18 protein-coding genes are annotated in these 18,660 nt (G+C 53.6%); 11 read left to right on the plus strand and 7 right to left on the minus strand.

The window, feature by feature from the left end:
* Positions 1–29: 29 nt before the first annotated feature.
* Positions 30–1,493, minus strand: a complete 1,464-nt coding sequence (bepA, locus tag OGY72_RS06945) for a beta-barrel assembly-enhancing protease (protein ID WP_149281447.1) — start codon at positions 1,491–1,493, stop codon at positions 30–32.
* A gap of 226 nt (positions 1,494–1,719) precedes the next feature.
* Here bepA and OGY72_RS06950 point away from each other — a divergent pair, with 226 nt between their 5' ends.
* From OGY72_RS06950 to iadA, 4 genes are all read left to right on the plus strand, one after another.
* Positions 1,720–2,784: an AI-2E family transporter gene (locus OGY72_RS06950; protein WP_003037941.1), complete on the plus strand. Its 1,065-nt coding sequence runs from the start codon at positions 1,720–1,722 to the stop codon at positions 2,782–2,784.
* A gap of 166 nt (positions 2,785–2,950) precedes the next feature.
* The gene (locus OGY72_RS06955) at positions 2,951–3,610 is read left to right on the plus strand and encodes a nucleoside recognition domain-containing protein (RefSeq protein ID WP_286547479.1); all 660 of its coding nucleotides are present in this window, start codon (positions 2,951–2,953) and stop codon (positions 3,608–3,610) included.
* Position 3,611: 1 nt separating this feature from the next.
* Positions 3,612–4,073 carry a YjiG family protein gene (locus OGY72_RS06960; protein ID WP_003835099.1) on the plus strand — a complete coding sequence of 154 codons (462 nt, stop codon included), beginning with the start codon at positions 3,612–3,614 and terminating at the stop codon, positions 4,071–4,073.
* An 11-nt stretch (positions 4,074–4,084) separates the two neighbouring features.
* Positions 4,085–5,248, plus strand: coding sequence for a beta-aspartyl-peptidase (gene iadA, locus OGY72_RS06965; protein ID WP_063941699.1), 1,164 nt, complete (start codon positions 4,085–4,087; stop codon positions 5,246–5,248).
* Positions 5,249–5,353: 105 nt separating this feature from the next.
* Here the strand turns inward: iadA and bcp are convergent, their stop codons facing one another.
* Positions 5,354–5,824 (minus strand): thioredoxin-dependent thiol peroxidase, encoded by a 471-nt coding sequence (bcp, locus tag OGY72_RS06970; protein ID WP_003835095.1) that lies wholly within the window; start codon positions 5,822–5,824, stop codon positions 5,354–5,356.
* On the minus strand, positions 5,824–6,396 hold the full coding sequence (locus tag OGY72_RS06975) for a glycine cleavage system transcriptional repressor (protein WP_003037954.1): 573 nt from the start codon (positions 6,394–6,396) through the stop codon (positions 5,824–5,826). Before OGY72_RS06975 ends, bcp begins: the two co-directional genes overlap by 1 nt.
* Before the next feature lie 145 nt (positions 6,397–6,541).
* Between OGY72_RS06975 and dapA the strand changes: the two genes are divergently transcribed.
* The 6 genes from dapA (at position 6,542) to ypfH (ending at position 13,094) form a co-directional block, all read left to right on the plus strand.
* Positions 6,542–7,420 (plus strand): 4-hydroxy-tetrahydrodipicolinate synthase, encoded by an 879-nt coding sequence (gene dapA, locus OGY72_RS06980; RefSeq protein WP_003037957.1) that lies wholly within the window; start codon positions 6,542–6,544, stop codon positions 7,418–7,420.
* A gap of 16 nt (positions 7,421–7,436) precedes the next feature.
* Complete coding sequence (gene bamC, locus OGY72_RS06985; protein ID WP_003835088.1) at positions 7,437–8,471, plus strand: outer membrane protein assembly factor BamC; 1,035 nt, start codon at positions 7,437–7,439, stop codon at positions 8,469–8,471.
* Between the two features lie 111 nt (positions 8,472–8,582).
* Positions 8,583–9,296 carry a phosphoribosylaminoimidazolesuccinocarboxamide synthase gene (purC, locus tag OGY72_RS06990; protein WP_003835086.1) on the plus strand — a complete coding sequence of 238 codons (714 nt, stop codon included), beginning with the start codon at positions 8,583–8,585 and terminating at the stop codon, positions 9,294–9,296.
* Positions 9,297–9,424: 128 nt separating this feature from the next.
* Positions 9,425–10,291: a KPN_02809 family neutral zinc metallopeptidase gene (ypfJ, locus tag OGY72_RS06995; RefSeq protein WP_003037967.1), complete on the plus strand. Its 867-nt coding sequence runs from the start codon at positions 9,425–9,427 to the stop codon at positions 10,289–10,291.
* Positions 10,292–10,306: 15 nt separating this feature from the next.
* A complete protein-coding gene (locus OGY72_RS07000; protein WP_286547480.1) occupies positions 10,307–12,322 on the plus strand; it encodes a tRNA(Met) cytidine acetyltransferase TmcA in 2,016 nt (671 codons plus the stop codon).
* Between the two features lie 73 nt (positions 12,323–12,395).
* Positions 12,396–13,094: an esterase gene (ypfH, locus tag OGY72_RS07005; RefSeq protein ID WP_003835082.1), complete on the plus strand. Its 699-nt coding sequence runs from the start codon at positions 12,396–12,398 to the stop codon at positions 13,092–13,094.
* Positions 13,095–13,197: 103 nt separating this feature from the next.
* On the opposite strand, the gene OGY72_RS07010 is transcribed toward ypfH, so the two are convergent.
* From OGY72_RS07010 to OGY72_RS07020, 3 genes are read right to left on the minus strand one after another with little or no spacing between them, the layout of a single operon-like run.
* A complete protein-coding gene (locus tag OGY72_RS07010; RefSeq protein ID WP_286547506.1) occupies positions 13,198–13,398 on the minus strand; it encodes a YpfN family protein in 201 nt (66 codons plus the stop codon).
* A gap of 27 nt (positions 13,399–13,425) precedes the next feature.
* Complete coding sequence (dapE, locus tag OGY72_RS07015) at positions 13,426–14,553, minus strand: succinyl-diaminopimelate desuccinylase (RefSeq protein WP_003037976.1); 1,128 nt, start codon at positions 14,551–14,553, stop codon at positions 13,426–13,428.
* Between the two features lie 3 nt (positions 14,554–14,556).
* Positions 14,557–14,913 (minus strand): ArsC family reductase, encoded by a 357-nt coding sequence (locus OGY72_RS07020; protein WP_003835078.1) that lies wholly within the window; start codon positions 14,911–14,913, stop codon positions 14,557–14,559.
* A 388-nt stretch (positions 14,914–15,301) separates the two neighbouring features.
* On the opposite strand from OGY72_RS07020, the gene ypfM reads away from it, so the two are divergent.
* A complete protein-coding gene (gene ypfM, locus OGY72_RS07025; RefSeq protein ID WP_001386977.1) occupies positions 15,302–15,361 on the plus strand; it encodes a protein YpfM in 60 nt (19 codons plus the stop codon).
* A 75-nt stretch (positions 15,362–15,436) separates the two neighbouring features.
* Here the strand turns inward: ypfM and acrD are convergent, their stop codons facing one another.
* The gene (acrD, locus tag OGY72_RS07030) at positions 15,437–18,550 is read right to left on the minus strand and encodes a multidrug efflux RND transporter permease AcrD (protein WP_286547482.1); all 3,114 of its coding nucleotides are present in this window, start codon (positions 18,548–18,550) and stop codon (positions 15,437–15,439) included.
* Between the last annotated feature and the right edge of the window lie 110 nt (positions 18,551–18,660).

Raw genomic sequence — 18,660 nt, forward strand, 5'->3', positions numbered from 1 at the left:
AGCGTCGCCATCCGGCAAAGGTTCGATAATTACATCTTCGTGTACGGTTTAAAGCGTTCTTGCAGCTGGCGTAGCTGGTCAATACGGGCATCGTATCTGGCCTGCTGCTGGCTACCCAGTTTCACCTGAGAACTTGCGCTGCTGAGCATCGAAATAGCCTGATCCAGACGTCCCGCGAGGGCATACCCCTCCGCGCGCGCCGCCAGCTCCTGATCGCGGTTGCTCAGGTTGGCTTCCGTTTGCGCTAACAGATCCCAGCCGTTAGGGTCATCTTTATGGTTAAACGTATAGCGATTCAGGATGGTCGCCGCCTCTTTGGCTTGTCCACCCTGTAAATAGGCATTCGCCAGGTTGAGCTGCAGAACCGGGTTAGTGCGCAGGTCGCGGGCGTTTTTCAGGCGGTTAATGGCATCACTGGTTTTCTTCTGGCCGAGATCGATATCCGTTGCCAGGTCGAGATACCAGGCATTGTTAGGATCTGCCGCCAGCAGCGGTTGCAGCGCTTTACGCGCCTCGTCATATTTACTGGCTTCCATCGCCTGCAATGCCCGGCCATACTGGGCCGCACGTTGCTCACGTACGTTGCCTTTCGACCAGTTACTCAGCAGGTCATCGGTCAACTGGTTACGACCAGAGTTGTACATGCCCAAGGTTCGTGCCTTAGCCAGATAAAAATCTTCTGACGACTGGACGACCACCGGGCGCATCTGGTTGGCGCGGTTACGGGCATCAGACAGACGGCTTTCCGGCAGGGGGTGAGTCAGCAAAATTTCCGGCGGACGCGAAGAGTAACGAGCCTGGTCGAGCAGTTTTTCCAGGAACGTTGGCATGGCTTGGGGATCGAATCCCGAGCGTTGCAGTACCTGAATACCGATGCGGTCTGCTTCCTGTTCGTTTTGCTGCGTAAAGCTGATCATTCCCTGACGTGTACCCGCCAGCGTACCGGTCAGCGCCGCCATACCCGCCTGCGGGCTGGCCATTGCTAATAAAATTGAACCTAACGCACCAACCCACGTTAGTGGCGCGCTGCGTTTCTGATCTTCCATGGCACGCGCCAGGTGACGCTGCGTAACGTGGGAAATTTCGTGCGCCATAACCGATGCCAGCTGGCTTTCGTTGTCGGAATAGCGAAATAGTGCAGAGTGCAGGACAACGTTGCCGCCAAAGAAAGCAAAGGCGTTGATTTCATCGTTGTTAATCAAAAAGAAGGTGAAGGGCGTTTTTACCGAGTCGGCGTGCGAGACCAGACGCATCCCCAGCGCATTAATGTATTGGGTGAGCAATGGATCGTTAATTAATGGCGCACTGCCGCGCAGTTGGCGTACGTAATAATCGCCCATCTGCATTTCCTGTCCTATGGAAAGCGTACTGCCTGCCGACGTTCCCATATCAGGCAGGGTGTCCGCAGTATCAGCAAATGCGGGCGCAACCTGACCGATAGTCAGTGCGGCAATGAGGGTAGCAACCAGGTTTTTTTTCAACTGCCTGAACATAACCTCTGTCCTGTATTCTTTTTTGAGATAGCCATTTGACCGATGCTGTGAAGTATCGTTCACACTCCGCAAGCTTACGGAGTGTAACTGCGAAACCTGACGATGAACACCCAGGAAAAATGTCTTTTCACTTTGCGTAATCAGCCATAAAAAGCGAAGTCTTTTTTGTGACATTTCGATACAATTCGGGATCGCAATCCCGCTATTGGGTTCATGGAAGGGTTTTATGCTCGAAATGTTGATGCAATGGTATCGTCGCCGCTTTAGCGACCCCGAAGCCATCGCCCTGCTGATTATTCTTGTTGCCGGTTTTGGCATCCTGTTTTTCTTTAGCGGCCTTTTGGCGCCGCTGCTGGTCGCCATTGTGCTGGCGTACCTGCTTGAATGGCCGACAGTGCGGCTGGAACATATTGGTTGTTCCCGGCGTTGGGCGACATCGATTGTGCTGGTGGTGTTTGTCGGTATTTTACTGCTGATGGCCTTTGTGGTGATGCCCGTTGCGTGGCAGCAGGGAATTTACCTGATCCGCGACATGCCCGGCATGCTCAATAAATTGTCTGATTTTGCCGCCACCTTGCCACGACGTTACCCGGCGCTGATGGATGCAGGCATCATTGATGCGATGGCGGAAAATATGCGCTCGCGAATGCTCACCATGGGCGATTCGGTGGTGAAATATTCGTTAGCCTCACTGGTTGGATTGCTGACCCTGGCGGTCTATCTTGTTCTTGTCCCATTGATGGTGTTCTTCCTGATCAAAGATAAAGGACAGATGCTGAACGCCGTGCGCCGGGTGCTGCCGCGTAACCGCGGGCTGGCTGGGCAGGTATGGAAAGAGATGAATCAGCAAATCACCAACTATATCCGCGGAAAGGTGCTGGAAATGGTGGTGGTCGGCGTAGCGACCTGGCTCGGCTTCCTGCTGTTTGGTCTCAACTATTCGCTGCTGCTGGCGGTGCTGGTCGGGTTCTCTGTGCTGATCCCGTATATCGGCGCTTTTGTGGTGACGATTCCGGTGGTTGGCGTGGCGCTGTTCCAGTTTGGCCTTGGCACTGAGTTCTGGAGCTGTTTTGCCGTGTACCTGATAATCCAGGCGCTGGACGGCAATTTGCTGGTTCCCGTGCTGTTCTCCGAGGCGGTCAATCTGCATCCACTGGTCATTATTCTCTCCGTGGTGATTTTCGGCGGTTTGTGGGGATTCTGGGGCGTATTCTTTGCGATTCCTCTGGCGACGTTAATCAAAGCGGTAATGCATGCCTGGCCGGATGGTCAGGTCGTTGACGAACCCTAATCTGCAAGATCCGGCGATATCATGTCGCCGGATCTGAACTTGTCTGACCTCTATCCACTCTTTCTGAATAATCTCCTCTGGTGTCGTTTTTCTCCGCGTTTGTCTTTAACTTGACCATCGTGATGTCTTTTAGTCACACAAGGATTAAGGCCAACAGGAGAACAAAATGGGTCACAGCACACACACGCAGCAAAAGGTGGGATGGGGCGGTTATCTCGCTTTTTTTATTACGATTATTCTTTTTTCCGGCATGTTTGCGAAAAGTACCGAATGGTGGCGGGTCTTTGACTTCACCGTCCTCAACGGTGCGTTTGGGCAGATTAATGCTGCGGGCGGCACGGCGGTCTCTTTTCGTGGCTCTGGAGGGATGGGGGCCAAAGACGGTTTCTTATTCGCGCTTGAGCTGGCACCTTCCGTCATTCTTTCGCTTGGGATTATTTCTGTCACCGAAGGGTTGGGTGGGTTGCGCGCGGCACAACAGCTGATGACGCCGGTCCTGCGTCCGTTACTGGGCATTCCGGGTATTTGTTCGCTGGCGTTGATTGCGAATTTGCAAAATACCGATGCCGCGGCCGGGATGACCAAAGAAATGGCGGAAGAGGGCATTATCACAGAGCAGGAACGCGCGATTTTTGCTTGTTGGCAAACCAGCGGCAGCGCGTGCATTACCAACTATTTTTCTTCTGGTGCCGCGCTGTTTACGATGGTAACCGTTCCGGTGATTACGCCGCTGGCGGTGATCCTTGTCTTCAAATTTGTGGGTGCGAACCTGCTGCGTTTGTGGATTGCGCAGCTGGAGAATCGCCGTATGCAGCAGGAGGCCTGAGATGACAACACAGGTACGTAAAAACGTCATGGATATGTTTATCGATGGCGCACGGCGCGGATTTACCATTGCTACAACCAGCCTGTTGCCTAACGTGGTGATGGCGTTTGTGATTATTCAGGCGCTGAAGGTGACAGGGCTGCTCGAGGTTGTCGGGCGGGTATGCGAGCCGGTAATGGCGCTGTGGGGTCTGCCAGGGGAATCTGCCACCGTGCTACTGGCAGCGGTGATGAGTATGGGAGGCGGCGTTGGGGTATGCGCCAGCCTGGTTGTCGCCGGTACGCTTTCGGGACATGATGCCACGGTGTTGTTACCGGCTATCTACCTGATGGGAAATCCGGTGCAAAATGTGGGCCGTTGTCTGGGGACCGCGGGGGTTCATCCTCGTTATTACCCGCTAATTATTGCGGTATGCGTCATTAATGCGCTGCTCTCTATTTGGGTTATGCAGGTTATTGCCTGACAAGGAAGGTTATGAACTGTTCAATTCTTGATTTGACGTTGTTCCAGCAGGGACACGTGTACGCGCCGGAAGATTTAGGGCGACAGGATATACTGGTCTCCGGCAGCAAAATTGTTGCCATCGCCCCGTCAATTTCTCCTGAAGACTTTCCCGGTTGTGAGTGTATCAACCTTGACGGCGCGATTGTGTGCCCAGGATTTATCGATCAACACGTCCATCTGATTGGCGGCGGCGGGGAAGCGGGGCCGCATACCCGCACGCCGGAAGTGCGCTTGTCACGGCTGGTTGAAGCTGGTGTAACTTCGGTGGTGGGTTTGCTGGGGACCGATGGCATTACCCGTCACCCGGAATCGCTGCTGGCAAAAACCCGCGCGCTGGAGTTTGAAGGCATCAGCGCATGGATGCTGACCGGGGCGTATTCTCTGCCTTCCCCGACGATCACCGGCAGTATCGATCGCGATGTGGCGCTGATTGATAAAGTTATTGGTGTGAAATGTGCGGTTTCGGACCATCGTTCTTCAGCCCCGGATACCTCGGCGCTGGCAAATATGGCGGCGCAGTCGCGTGTCGGCGGATTGTTAGGGCGCAAACCGGGGATCAGCGTTTTCCATATGGGCGACAGCCCGCGCATGCTGGAACCGTTGTACCAGATCCTTGAATGTTGCGATGTGCCGATTACTAAACTGTTGCCGACACACGTTAACCGTGCGGAACCGTTGTTCCAGGCGGCGCTGGAGTATGCCCGTAAAGGCGGTTATATCGACATTACCAGCAGCATTGATGAGCCCGTCGACCCGGCCACGGCTATCGCCACGGCGCTACGCCAGAACGTGCCGCTGTCGCGCATTACCCTTAGCTCGGATGGCAACGGCAGCCAGCCGGAATTTGATGAGTTAGGTAATCTCACCGGCATCGGTGTCGCGGGGTTTGAATCACTGGCCGAGACGGTGCGCCAGTTGGTGAAGATTCATGCCATACCGCTGGAACAGGCGCTGTGTCCGCTGACGCGTACGGTCGCAGAATTTTTGGCACTGGAGCATAAAGGGCGTTTGGCGGTGGGATGCGATGCGGACATTCTGGTGCTCAACGACGCGCTGGAAGTTCATCACCTGTGGGCGAAGGGAAAAGCCGTGGTGAAAGAGCAGAAAGCGTGCGTGAAAGGGACGTTTGAGTAACCGGGCGGTCATCTGCCGGATGGCGACGCTAACGTCTTATCCGGCATACGTGCGTGCATTTGTAGGCCGGATAAGGCGTTCACACCGCCATCCGGCATTTCACGGTCAGGCGTTCTCTTTCAGCCAGTTCATTACCACGTCGTGGTGGTTGCTGGTTTTGAAGTCATCAAACACATGCTCAATTTTCCCTTCGGCATCAATCAGGAAGCTGATGCGGTGGATGCCATCGTAGGTTTTGCCCATAAATGACTTCTCACCCCAGACGCCGAACTGCTCGCAAACCTGATGATCTTCATCGGACAGGAGCGTGAAATTCAGGACTTCTTTCTCCGCGAATCGGGAAAGCTTCTCTGGTTTGTCAGTGCTGATCCCCAGCACTTCAACACCCGCTTTTTTTAACTCATCCATGTTATCGCGCAGGCCGCAGGCCTGTACGGTACAGCCGGGTGTCATGGCTTTCGGGTAAAAATAAACCAGAACACGCTGTCCCTGGAAGTCGGTTAAATTTACTTGTTCTCCGTCTTGATCCGGCAAGCTAAATTTCGGTGCGATATCACCGGCTTTCAGTGGGTTCATTACTTAACTCCATCCTGTTCATCATGCTGTGAGTAATTGACGACGTTAATACTGCCTTGCGCATTGAGTTCTGTACAGAGTGCTTTAAACGCATCTTCAATATTTGCCGAATCATGTGACGCAGGACTATGTGCGGTAATTTGAATAAACAACTGCGCCGCCTTTCCATTCTCAGCCGGTTGCGTGCGTGAAACCAGTTCCGCAATATTCATTTGGTGGCTGTCAAACAGAGCGGTGAAGCGTTCAATCAAATGGGGAGAATCAGGGACATCGACCTGCACCCATACCGTAGCAGGCATTGCCGGACGGGGGCGCGCGGTCGTGCGCTTCATCACAATGAGTAAATCCAGCTCTGCGCCTTTTAATGGCAGGGTTGATTCAATCAGGGTGATGGCATTCCAGGTTCCCGACAGCAACATGATAAACGTGAACTCATCACCCAGCATGGCCAGTCGGCTGTCTTCGATATTACAGCCGCAACTGCTGACATGACGCGTGATGGTGTTCACAATTCCTGGGCGATCGGCACCCAGCGCAGTAATGACCAGATAGTGTTGCGATGACGATGTCAAACCTGTTCTTCCTTTGAGCGGTGAGGTAATCATAAGGAAAGCATAAAAAAAACATGCATACAACAATCAGAACGGCTCTGGTCGCTTGCTTTTATTGTCGTACCAAACGTACCATTGAGACACTTGTTTGCACAGAGGATGGCCCATGTTCACGGGAAGTATTGTCGCGCTTGTTACGCCGATGGATGAGAAAGGTAAAGTCTGCCGGTCGAGCCTGAAAAAACTGATTGATTATCATGTCGCCAGCGGCACCTCGGCGATCGTTTCTGTTGGCACCACCGGCGAGTCCGCCACCCTGAGTCATGATGAACATGGCGATGTGGTGATGATGACGCTGGAACTGGCTGACGGGCGTATTCCGGTGATTGCCGGAACCGGCGCCAATGCGACCGCGGAAGCCATTAGTCTGACGCAGCGTTTCAACGACAGCGGTGTTGTCGGCTGCCTGACGGTGACGCCTTACTACAACCGCCCAACCCAGGAAGGTTTGTTCCAGCATTTCAAAGCCATTGCTGAGCATACTGACCTGCCGCAAATTCTGTATAATGTGCCGTCCCGTACTGGCTGCGATATGCTGCCGGAAACCGTTGGTCGTCTGGCGAAAGTTAAAAATATTATCGCTATTAAAGAGGCCACGGGGAACTTAAGTCGCGTTCACCAGATCAAAGAGCTGGTTTCGGACGACTTTATTCTGCTCAGCGGTGATGACGCGACCGGACTGGATTTTATGCAGCTCGGTGGTCATGGCGTGATTTCCGTAACGTCTAACGTTGCGGCACGTGATATGGCTGAAATGTGCAAACTGGCGGCAGCCGGGCAATTTGCCGAGGCGCGGGTGATTAACCAACGTCTGATGCCGTTACACAACAAACTATTTGTCGAACCCAACCCTATTCCCGTGAAATGGGCGTGTAAGGAGTTGGGACTTGTGGCGACCGATACGCTACGTCTGCCGATGACGCCAATCACGGACAATGCTCGTGAAATCGTCAAAGCGGCGCTTAAGCATGCCGGTTTGCTGTAAAGTTTAGGGAGATTTGATGGCTTACTCAGTACAAAAGTCGCGCCTGGCCAAGGTTGCGGGTGTTTCGCTTGTTATGTTGCTCGCGGCCTGTAGCTCTGACTCGCGCTATAAGCGCCAGGTGAGCGGTGATGAATCCTATCTGGAGGCCGCACCGCTTGCTGAGCTTCATGCTCCAGCTGGGATGATTTTGCCGGTTATGTCGGGCGACTATAATATCCCGGTAACCAACGGCAGTGGTGCCGTGGGTAAAGCGCTGGATATTCGTCCACCGGCTCAGCCGTTAGCATTAGTCACCGGTGCTCGCACACAGATCGCGGGTGATACGTCGACATTACTGGTGGAAAACGGTCGTGGCAACACACTGTGGCCGCAGGTCGTTAGCGTCATTCAGTCTAAAAACTACACGATCACCAAACGTGATGATGCCAGCCAGACGTTGACCACCGACTGGGTTGACTGGAACCGTCTGGATGAAGACGAGCAGTACCGTGGACGTTATCAAATCTCGGTTAAACCGCAGGGCTATCAGCAAGCGGTAACGGTGAAACTGGTTAACCTCGAGCAGGCGGGTAAACCCGTAGCCGATGCGGCATCAATGCAGCGCTACAGCGCTGAGATGATGAACGTTATCTCTGCTGGTCTGGATAAGAACGCCACCGACGCCGCGAATGCCGCGCAGAACCGCTCTGCAGCCACCATGGATGTTCAGAGCGCCGCCGATGACACCGGTTTACCAATGCTGGTGGTACGCGGGCCGTTCAACGTGGTGTGGCAGCGTCTGCCGGCAGCGCTTGAGAAAGTGGGGATGAAGGTAACCGACAGCACCCGTTCTCAGGGCAGCATCGCGGTGACCTACAAACCACTGTCCGATAGCAACTGGCAGGAGTTGGGCGCAAGCGATCCGGGTCTGGTATCCGGCGACTATAAACTGCAGGTCGGTGATTTAGACAACCGCAGCAGCTTGCAGTTTATCGATCCGAAGGGGCATACCCTGACGCAAAGCCAGAACGACGCGCTGGTCGCCGTCTTCCAGGCAGCGTTCAGTAAGTAAAAATAAAGGGCTGGATAACTCCAGCCCTTTTTTTCTGATATGATACGCAAACGTGTGCGTCGGCAGAAAAACGCAATATTTATCGTTAATTCACACCCAGGAGTAATAAAGATGCAAAAGCAAGCTGAGTTGTATCGTGGTAAAGCGAAGACCGTATACAGCACGGAAAACCCGGACCTGTTGGTGCTCGAATTCCGCAATGATACGTCAGCAGGGGATGGCGCGCGCATTGAACAGTTTGACCGTAAAGGCATGGTGAACAACAAATTCAACCATTTCATTATGACTAAACTGCAAGAAGCGGGTATTCCTACCCAGATGGAGCGACTGCTTTCTGATACCGAATGTCTGGTGAAAAAACTGGAGATGGTACCGGTTGAATGTGTGGTACGTAACCGCGCGGCAGGCTCTCTGGTTAAGCGTTTAGGCGTTGAGGAAGGTATTGAACTGAATCCGCCGCTGTTTGATCTGTTCCTGAAAAACGATGCTATGCACGATCCAATGATTAACGATTCCTATTGCGAAACTTTTGGTTGGGTGAGCAAAGAGAATCTGGCACGTATGAAAGAGCTGACCTACAAAGCTAACGACGTGCTGAAAAAGATGTTTGATGATGCTGGTCTGATTCTGGTCGACTTCAAACTTGAGTTTGGTTTGTATAAAGGTGAAGTGGTCCTGGGTGATGAATTCTCACCGGACGGTAGCCGCCTGTGGGACAAAGAAACGCTGGATAAAATGGACAAAGATCGCTTCCGCCAGAGTCTGGGCGGCCTGATCGAAGCCTATGAAGCCGTCGCGCATCGCCTGGGTGTGAAGTTAGACTAATCATCCCCTGAGCCGGCGATCGCTCTCCGGCTCATTAACCCCACCTGATTTGATTACTATTTCTTATGGTAATCCTGTTCCGAACCGCCTACGATCATCATCATAATGAATAAAAAGTTGAGGTGATTATGCGCTGGCAAGGGCGTCGTGAAAGTGACAACGTGGAAGACAGACGAAACAGCTCTGGCGGCGGCCCCTCTATGGGTGGGCCCGGTTTTCGTCTGCCCAGTGGTAAAGGCGGCATCATTCTGCTGATTGTGGTGCTGGTGGCGGGTTATTATGGCGTGGATCTCACCGGGCTAATGACTGGCCAGCCGGTCTCCCAACAGCAATCATCACGCTCCATCAGCCCAAACGATGATGAAGCGGCAAAATTTACCTCGGTGATTCTGGCTACCACAGAAGATACCTGGGGACAGCAGTTTGAAAAAATGGGCCGCACCTACCAACAGCCGAAGCTGGTGATGTACCGGGGCGCGACGCGTACCGGCTGCGGCGCGGGTCAGTCCGTGATGGGGCCATTTTATTGCCCGGCAGATGGTACGGTTTACATCGACCTTTCATTCTATGACGACATGAAAAACAAGCTGGGCGCTGATGGTGATTTTGCTCAGGGCTATGTTATCGCCCATGAAGTGGGTCACCACGTGCAGAAACTGCTGGGTATTGAACCTAAAGTTCGTCAGATGCAGCAGAATGCCTCACAGGCAGAAGTGAACCGTCTTTCAGTTCGGATGGAACTGCAGGCAGACTGCTTTGCCGGTGTCTGGGGCCACAGCATGCAGCAGCAGGGCGTACTGGAGTCTGGTGACCTGGAAGAGGCACTGAACGCCGCACAGGCCATTGGTGACGATCGTCTGCAACAGCAGGGACAAGGACGCGTCGTGCCGGACAGCTTTACTCACGGAACCTCTGAACAGCGTTTTACCTGGTTCAAACGCGGTTTTGACAGCGGCGATCCGGGGCAATGTAATACTTTTGGTAAAGGTATTTAAGATACTGAGGCAGGGATGTCCGATAACACGGCGCTGAGCGCGTTAACCGAACAAATGACCCACGAAGGGATCCGTCGTCTGCTGATTATCAGCGGCGAGGATAACTGGTGTCAGGAACAGGCATTAGCGCTACGTAGCACGTTACCCGGCGACTGGCTGTGGGTAGGGGAGCAAGCCCCTACCGAGCCGTGCTGTACGCCGCAGGCGCTAAAAACATTATTAGGGCGTGAGTTTTGTCATGCGGTTTTTGACGCAGGGCAAGGTTTTGACGCTGCGGCGTTTGCCGCCTTAAGCGGCACACTGCTTGCTGGCAGTTGGCTGGTTTTGCTGACCCCACCCTGGCATTCCTGGCACACGCATCCGGACGCGGATTCACTACGCTGGAGCGATTGTGCTGAACCTATCCCTACACCGCACTTTATTGAACACGTCAAACGGGTGATTTCCCGCGATAGACAGGCTCTGCACTGGCAGCAGCATCAGCCGGTTTCCTGTCCGCACTTTCCTGCTCGCGCAGCCTGGCACGCGGCAACCGGCGAACCCCAGCCAGAACAGGCGATGATATTAAATCATTTGCTGGCTATGCCTCCCGGTGTGGTTGCGGTGACGGCCGCACGGGGTCGGGGCAAGTCCGCTCTGGCAGGGCAACTCATAGCGCGGATTAACGGCACTGCGATTGTGACAGCGCCTGCCAAAGCGGCAACGGATGTGCTGGCGCAATTTGCCGGGGAGCGTTACCGCTTTATGGCCCCGGATGCGCTGTTAAGCAGTTCTGCAATCGCAGACTGGCTGATTGTGGATGAAGCCGCCGCGATCCCCGCGCCGCTGCTGCACCAACTGGTGGCGCGTTTTCCTCGTACGCTGTTAACCACTACAGTACAAGGCTACGAGGGAACGGGGAGAGGCTTCTTGCTGAAATTCTGTGCCCGCTTCCCCAATCTTCAACGCTATGAGTTGCAACAACCCGTGCGCTGGGCGCAGGGGTGTCCGCTGGAGCAAATCGTCAGCGATGCGCTGGTGTTTGATGATGAAACATTCACACATGCCCCATTGGGGGAACTTCACTTTTCGGCATTTGAGCAACAGTCCTGGCATGCTAACCCAGCGCTGCCGTTAGCGGTATATCAGCTGCTTTCCGGAGCGCATTATCGCACCTCGCCATTGGACCTGCGGCGAATGATGGACGCGCCTGGACAGCATTTTCTTCAGGCATCAACCGCTGACTCAGTGGCGGGAGCCGTCTGGCTGGTCGATGAAGGGGGACTATCCGCAGAATTAAGCCAGGCAGTCTGGGCCGGATATCGCCGACCAAGGGGCAATCTGGTTGCACAGTCGCTGGCGGCGCACGGTGGTGACCCGTTGGCGGCGACGCTCGTCGGGAGACGGGTCAGTCGAATTGCGGTTCATCCTGCGCGCCAAAAAGAAGGTATTGGGCAACAGCTGATTATGCTGGCCCACCGCTATTCCACATCGTGTGACTATCTGTCGGTCAGTTTTGGGTATACGGCTGAACTATGGCGTTTCTGGCAACGCTGCGGTTTTGTGCTGGTGCGAATGGGAAATCATCGGGAAGCCAGCAGCGGCTGTTATACCGCCATGGCGTTACTTCCCATTAGCGAAGCGGGGAAACGCCTTGCCGAGCGGGAGCACCAGCATTTGCGCCGTGATGCGGAAATCCTTGCGCGATGGAACGGTGAGAGCATTCCGCTGGTCCCGCTGAAAGAGACTACGCTTAATGAGGATGACTGGGCTGAGCTGGCTGGGTTTGCCTTCGCGCATCGGCCATTATTGACGTCGCTAGGCTGTCTGAGTCGTCTGCTTGAGCACAGTGAGTTACCTCTTCCGGCCTTGCGCGGACGCATCCAGGCTAAACGTAGCGACGCCGAATTGTGCCAACAGCTCAAGATTTCTGGTCGTAAAGCGTTGCTGGTCATTCAGCGAGCCGAAGCGGCGCAGGCATTAAATCAGCTGGATGCAGAGCGTGAACAGCGGCTACATAATCGCATTATGCAATGGCAATTTTTTCACTAACTTCTTCAATTTCCTGGCATGGTCATTGCGGTTAAGCGGCGTAGAATGATTCTCATCAGCTAAGGAGAACGCCATGAAACATGACCATTTTGTTGTTCAAAGTCCCGATAAACCCGCTCAACAGCTACTGCTGCTGTTTCATGGCGTCGGCGATAATCCGGTTGCCATGGGTGAAATTGGCACCTGGTTTGCGCCGCTGTTTCCGGATGCGCTAATCGTTAGCATTGGCGGGGCAGAGCCTTACGGGACGACGTCCGGACGTCAGTGGTTTTCGGTGCAGGGCGTAACAGAAGAGAGTCGTCAGGCACGCGTTGACGCCATAATGCCGGTGTTTATCGAAACCGTGCGTTACTGGCAGAAGCACAGCGGCGTTTCGCCGCAGGCAACCGCGCTGATTGGCTTTTCTCAGGGGGCGATTATGTCACTTGAGAGCATCAAAGCTGAGCCGGGGCTGGCATCGCGGGTCATCGCCTTCAATGGCCGCTATGCCACCTTGCCAGAGGCTGCAACCACCGCGACGACGGTGCATTTGATTCACGGTGGTGAAGACCGGGTAATTGAGTTATCTCATGCCGTTGCCGCGCAGGAAGCGTTAATGCGCGCTGGTGGAGACGTGACGCTGGATATCGTCGAAAATCTGGGGCACGCCATTGATGAACGCAGCATGCAGTTTGCGCTCGATCATCTGCGTTTTACCGTACCGAAGCACTACTTTGATGAAGCGCTGAGCGGCGGTAAGCCTCACGATGATGATGTGATTGCCATGATCTGATTGATCACCGTAGGCCGGATAAAACGCGAAGCGTTGCCATCCGGCACGTAATGCCCGGTGGCGCTAACGCTTACCGGGCCTACGGGACTTATCTGCCTATTAATTATTTCTTCGGTTGGTCCTTATTCGGCCAATCGTCGTCGTCATCCCATTTATCGTTAAAGTCACGATGCGGGGGAAGCTCTGGCTTGTTGGTAAGAAATTTCTTGTGATCGACGCGCTTGAGATCTTTAATCACGTTCAGCAGCACGCCTACCAGAAACACCAACACCAGAATCCACCAATATTTTGCCAGCCAGTCCATGCTCATTTCCTCTTACAGGAACACTCATCAGGCGACGAGTTGCTCCATGATACGTTGATACATACGGGCAAGCAGCTGCAGGTCGGCAGCATTAACACATTCATTAATTTTATGAATAGTGGCGTTGACCGGCCCAAGTTCTACTACCTGCGCCCCCATGCGGGCAATAAAACGCCCGTCGGACGTCCCGCCTGTAGTCAGTAACTGCGGTTTAATCTCATTATAGTGCTCAATGGCGTTCACCACTGCATCCACCAGTTTACCGCGTTCGGTCAGGAACGGCTGACCGGAAAGCCACCAGTCGACGGTATAACGCAGTTGATGTTTCTCCAGCAGCGCGTGAACCCGTGCTTTAATCATCTCATCGGTCAGTTCAGTGCTGAAGCGGAAGTTGAACTGGATAAACAGTTCGCCAGGGATAACGTTGTTGCTGCCGGTTCCGGCCTGAATATTGGCAATCTGCATGCTGGTTGCCGGGAAGAATTCATTACCCTGGTCCCACTCGATCGCCACCAGTTCATTGAGCATGGGGGCCGCGCGGTGTACCGGGTTATCGGCCAGATGCGGATAGGCTACGTGGCCCTGCACGCCGTGAATGGTCAGGTTGCAGGTCAGTGAACCACGACGTCCATTTTTCACCACGTCGCCAACGATTTCCGTGCTGGATGGCTCACCCACCAGGCAATAATCCAGTCGTTCATTACGCGCCATCAGCGCTTCAACCACCTTCACGGTGCCGTTTTTGGCGCTGGCTTCTTCGTCAGACGTTATTAAAAACGCCAGACGACCCTGATGGTTTGGATGCTGGGCGACAAAACGCTCCGCAGCCACGACCATTGCCGCCAGTGAACCTTTCATATCGGCAGCGCCACGCCCGAACAACATACCATCGCGAATGGTCGGCTCGAACGGCGGGTTAATCCAACGATCGACATCGCCGGCAGGCACTACGTCAGTGTGACCGGCAAATGCCAGGGTCTCACCTTTACCGCGCCATGCCCAAAAATTCTGTGTGTCACCAAAGTCCATTCGCTCAACGGTAAAACCTACCGCGCGCAGGCGTTCAATCATTAACGCCTGGCACCCGGCATCATCCGGGCTCAGGGAAGGACGGCGAATAAGCTGCTGTGTCAGCTCAATGACCGGGCACGACATAGACTACACCTCATTAAAAAACAGAGTATAACTGGATTCACTGAAACCAAGCAGCATAGGCTTACCCGGCGCGCAGAGCAATGGGCGTTTGATAATTGCTGGCATTTCAATCATCAACGCGGCGGCGGAAGCCGCATCGGTGATTTGACTGCGCGTGGATTCATCGAGTTTACGCCAGGTGGTTCCACGCGTATTGAGCAGCGCCTCCCAACCTAATTCGCTGATAAAGGACTGTAATAGCGTGTTGTCCAGACCGTCGACGCGATAATCATGAAATCGGTAGTCAATACCTTGAGCCTCCAACCAGCGTCTGGCTTTTTTAATCGTGTCGCAATTCTTAATGCCGTAGAGGGTGATCATTTGAATCCTTATTGACGTAATTTGAATATTTATTCTTTTATTCTGTGGCAATGAATAATACATATTGTCATTCAATCGTTATAGAAAAATATAACATTGTTGAACAACAGTGAATAATGATTCCTGAAAGTTCCAAAAATACCGTATAACTAAAAATCAGAATCTGCCTGTTTGCATCAGCCTGTTTTTCCATCAGAATTGCAAAAGTAGTAGATGATGTATGAATATTTCAAAATATTGCAGTAAGTCACATAAAATTTATGGGTATGGCGCATAGTGATCACATAAACCCCAAACACTGGAGGATTCAATCACAGCCATCGGTTAAATTGCCTTCTTTTAATGATGATGATTTCGTAGAATGCCCATAATAATAAGAGAGGTTGTTATGATTGAACGTGAACTGGGGAACTGGAAAGACTTTATCGAAGTGATGCTTCGTAAATAATTTTCTGGAAGAAATTCATATCCTGTAAAGGATAAAAAAAGGCGACTCAACGTAAGTCGCCTTTTTTGTGTCCGATTATTCTGGGCGTGGCTTCAATGGGAAGCGTCTGCGCACCAGCACAAAGAACAGGGGAACGAAGTAAATCGCCAGGATAGTAGCTGAAATCATCCCACCCATTACGCCTGTCCCCACCGCATGTTGACCGCCAGAACCAGCGCCACTGCTGATGGTCATCGGCAGCACCCCGAAGATAAACGCCAGTGAGGTCATCAGGATTGGGCGTAAACGTTGGCGACAGGCGTGGAGCGTAGCGTCGAGCAGATCGTGTCCTTTCTCGTTCATCTCATTGGCGAATTCAACAATCAATATTGCGTTCTTCGCCGATAGCCCGATAACGGTAAGTAACCCGACCTGGAAATACACGTCGTTTTCCAGACCGCGCATCCAGGTCGCCAGTAGTGCGCCAATAACACCCAACGGCACGACCAACATGACGGAGAAGGGAACCGACCAGCTTTCGTACAGGGCTGCCAGACACAGGAATACCACCAGCAAAGAAATGGCGTACAGGGCGGGGGCCTGAGAACCCGACAGCCGTTCCTGATAGGACATCGCCGTCCATTCGAGGCCGAACCCGGTCGGCAACTGGCGCACCAACGATTCCATTATGTCCATTGCCGTACCGGTACTGACGCCCGGCGCGGCTTCGCCGACAATCTCGACCGCGGAGTAGCCGTTATAGCGCTCCAGACGTGGTGAACCTGTTTCCCAGCGTGAAGTCGCAAAGGCCGAGAAAGGCACCATGCCACCGTTGTTATTGCGTACGTACCACAGGTTGATGTCGTCCGGGAGCATGCGATATTTTGCTGCCGCCTGCACGTAAACCTTCTTCACGCGGCCCCGGTCCATAAAGTCATTGACGTAGCTGGAACCCCAGGCCGTTTGCAATGTGTCGTTGATGTCGTCGATGGAAACGCCCAGCGCCTGGGCTTTGCGCTGATCGATATCAATTTGCAACTGCGGGCTGTCGTCCAGACCGTTATGACGAACGCGGGTCAGGGAGGTGTCTTTCCCGGCCAATTCAATGAGTTTGTCGCGCGCAACCATTAACGCATCATGGCCCGCACCGGCGTGATCCTGCAGCTCCATATCGAAACCGGCAGAGCTTCCGAGACCGCTGATAGCCGGAGGGCTGCTGGCGAAGACGCGGGCTTCTTTAATCTTATTAAAGGCTTTGGTCGCACGTTCGATGATGGCGAAAGAGGTTCCGGTCGTGGTGTCGCGCTCATCCCAGTCTTTTAAGCGGACAAACATACGCGCCACGTTTTGACCGTTCCCGCCAGGGCCAGAACCGACAGTGGAAAAGACTGACATAATGTTGTCTTTCTCATGGGTGAAGTAATACTTCTCCACTTCCTCAACCACTTTCAATGTTTGCTGCTGCGTGGAGCCGCTGGGCAACTGTACCGAGGTGGTAAACATGCCGCGGTCTTCCAGCGGCAGGAAGGAGGTTGGCAGGCGCAGGAACAGGAAAACCATCCCGCCGAGCAGCAGGCCGTAGATCAGTATCCAGCGCAGACTGCGGTGCAGAATTCTGGCAACGCCTTTTTCGTAGCGCTCGGCGTTGCGATTAAACGTCCGGTTAAACCAGCCGAAGAAACCGGTTTGTCCGTGATGCTCGCCCTTATGCAGCGGTTTGAGCAGGGTGGCGCACAGAGCGGGGGTCAGGATCATCGCCACCAGAACAGACAGCACCATAGCGGAGACGATAGTAATCGAGAACTGACGGTAAATAGCCCCGGTAGTGCCGCCGAAGAAGGCCATCGGGATAAACACCGCTGACAGCACCATGGCGATACCGACCAGCGCACCCTGGATTTGCCCCATCGATTTCCGTGTCGCTTCCCGCGGAGAGAGTCCTTCCTCACTCATAATACGCTCGACGTTTTCCACTACCACAATGGCGTCATCGACCAGCAGGCCGATCGCCAGCACCATCGCAAACATCGTCAAGGTATTAACGCTATAGCCAAAGGCGTAAAGCACGGAGAAGGTACCCATCAGGACGACGGGAACGGCGATGGTGGGAATCAGCGTGGCGCGGAAGTTTTGCAGGAACAGGTACATCACGAGGAATACCAGCGCGATCGCTTCCAGCAGGGTTTTTACCACGTCGATGATTGAGGCTTTGACAAAGGAGGTGGTTTCATATGCCACCTTATATTCCAGCCCGTGTGGAAAATATTGCGACAGCTCGTTCAGACGGTTGATAACCAGCTCCGCCGTCGCCATTTCATTGGCGCCGGAGGCCAGCTTCACGCCCAGGCCGGAGGCCGGATTTCCATTAAAGCGGCTGAGGTAATCATACTTTTCAGCACCCATTTCGACCGTCGCCACATCGCCCAGTTTAACTTCTGAGCCATCCTGGTTGACGCGTAGCGTAATGGCGCGGAATTCATCCGGAGTCTGTAGTAGCGACTGGGCGTTGATCGTCGCGTTCAGCGCCTGCTTGTCCACCGAAGGCGTGCCGCCGAGTTGTCCGACGGCAATCTGCGCATTCTGTGACTCGATAGCGTCGGTCACATCTTTAGCAGTCATCTGGAAACTGTTCAGTTTGGCCGGGTCAAGCCAGATCCGCATGGAGTACTGTGAGCCGTAAGCGTCAATATCTCCCACGCCGTTAATACGGCTAAGCGGATCCTGAATGTTACTGGCGACATAGTCGGCGATGTCCTGCTTATCCATTGAGCCATCGGTGGAGACAAAGGCGATAGTCAGAATATTGGTGTCCCCGGTCTTACGCACCGTGACCCCCTGATCCTGTACCGCCTGCGGCAGTTTACGCATTGCCGATTGCAGCTGGTTTTGCACCTGCTGGACGGCCTCGTCAGGATCGGTTCCGGCAACGAAGCTCAACGTAACCGTCGCCTGACCTGTCCCGCTGCTCTGCGATGACATGTACATCAGGTTATCGAGACCGGTCATGTTCTGCTCGATAACCTGGGTGACGGTGTTTTCCAGAGTCTGAGCCGAAGCGCCGGGATAGTTGGCGGTGACCCGCACGTTTGGCGGTGCCAGATCGGGATATTGCTCAACGGGCAGTGAAAAAATAGCCAGGGCTCCTGTCAGGCACAACAGGATAGCTAACACCCAGGCAAAAATGGGGCGATCGATGAAAAAATTCGCCATTAAAAGAGGACCTCGTGTTTCTGCGTATCGTTATGGGTATGGCTTGCTTCACTTTAGCGGCAAGGTACGGGTCAAACGTGGAGAAAAAAAGAAGATAATGTAAATTATCA

It is taken from the genome of Citrobacter sp. Cpo221 (genome assembly GCF_030332345.1).
GTDB lineage: Bacteria > Pseudomonadota > Gammaproteobacteria > Enterobacterales > Enterobacteriaceae > Citrobacter > Citrobacter portucalensis.

Excerpts from the sequence above, each read along its gene's own strand:
- bepA (WP_149281447.1), bottom strand. The coding sequence starts at position 1,493 with ATGTTCAGGCAGTTGAAAAAAAACCTGGTTGCTACCCTCATTGCCGCA.
- OGY72_RS06950 (WP_003037941.1), top strand. The coding sequence starts at position 1,720 with ATGCTCGAAATGTTGATGCAATGGTATCGTCGCCGCTTTAGCGACCCC.
- OGY72_RS06955 (WP_286547479.1), top strand. The coding sequence starts at position 2,951 with ATGGGTCACAGCACACACACGCAGCAAAAGGTGGGATGGGGCGGTTAT.
- OGY72_RS06960 (WP_003835099.1), top strand. The coding sequence starts at position 3,612 with ATGACAACACAGGTACGTAAAAACGTCATGGATATGTTTATCGATGGC.
- iadA (WP_063941699.1), top strand. The coding sequence starts at position 4,085 with ATGAACTGTTCAATTCTTGATTTGACGTTGTTCCAGCAGGGACACGTG.
- bcp (WP_003835095.1), bottom strand. The coding sequence starts at position 5,824 with ATGAACCCACTGAAAGCCGGTGATATCGCACCGAAATTTAGCTTGCCG.
- dapA (WP_003037957.1), top strand. The coding sequence starts at position 6,542 with ATGTTCACGGGAAGTATTGTCGCGCTTGTTACGCCGATGGATGAGAAA.
- bamC (WP_003835088.1), top strand. The coding sequence starts at position 7,437 with ATGGCTTACTCAGTACAAAAGTCGCGCCTGGCCAAGGTTGCGGGTGTT.
- purC (WP_003835086.1), top strand. The coding sequence starts at position 8,583 with ATGCAAAAGCAAGCTGAGTTGTATCGTGGTAAAGCGAAGACCGTATAC.
- ypfJ (WP_003037967.1), top strand. The coding sequence starts at position 9,425 with ATGCGCTGGCAAGGGCGTCGTGAAAGTGACAACGTGGAAGACAGACGA.
- OGY72_RS07000 (WP_286547480.1), top strand. The coding sequence starts at position 10,307 with ATGTCCGATAACACGGCGCTGAGCGCGTTAACCGAACAAATGACCCAC.
- ypfH (WP_003835082.1), top strand. The coding sequence starts at position 12,396 with ATGAAACATGACCATTTTGTTGTTCAAAGTCCCGATAAACCCGCTCAA.
- OGY72_RS07010 (WP_286547506.1), bottom strand. The coding sequence starts at position 13,398 with ATGGACTGGCTGGCAAAATATTGGTGGATTCTGGTGTTGGTGTTTCTG.
- dapE (WP_003037976.1), bottom strand. The coding sequence starts at position 14,553 with ATGTCGTGCCCGGTCATTGAGCTGACACAGCAGCTTATTCGCCGTCCT.
- OGY72_RS07020 (WP_003835078.1), bottom strand. The coding sequence starts at position 14,913 with ATGATCACCCTCTACGGCATTAAGAATTGCGACACGATTAAAAAAGCC.
- acrD (WP_286547482.1), bottom strand. The coding sequence starts at position 18,550 with ATGGCGAATTTTTTCATCGATCGCCCCATTTTTGCCTGGGTGTTAGCT.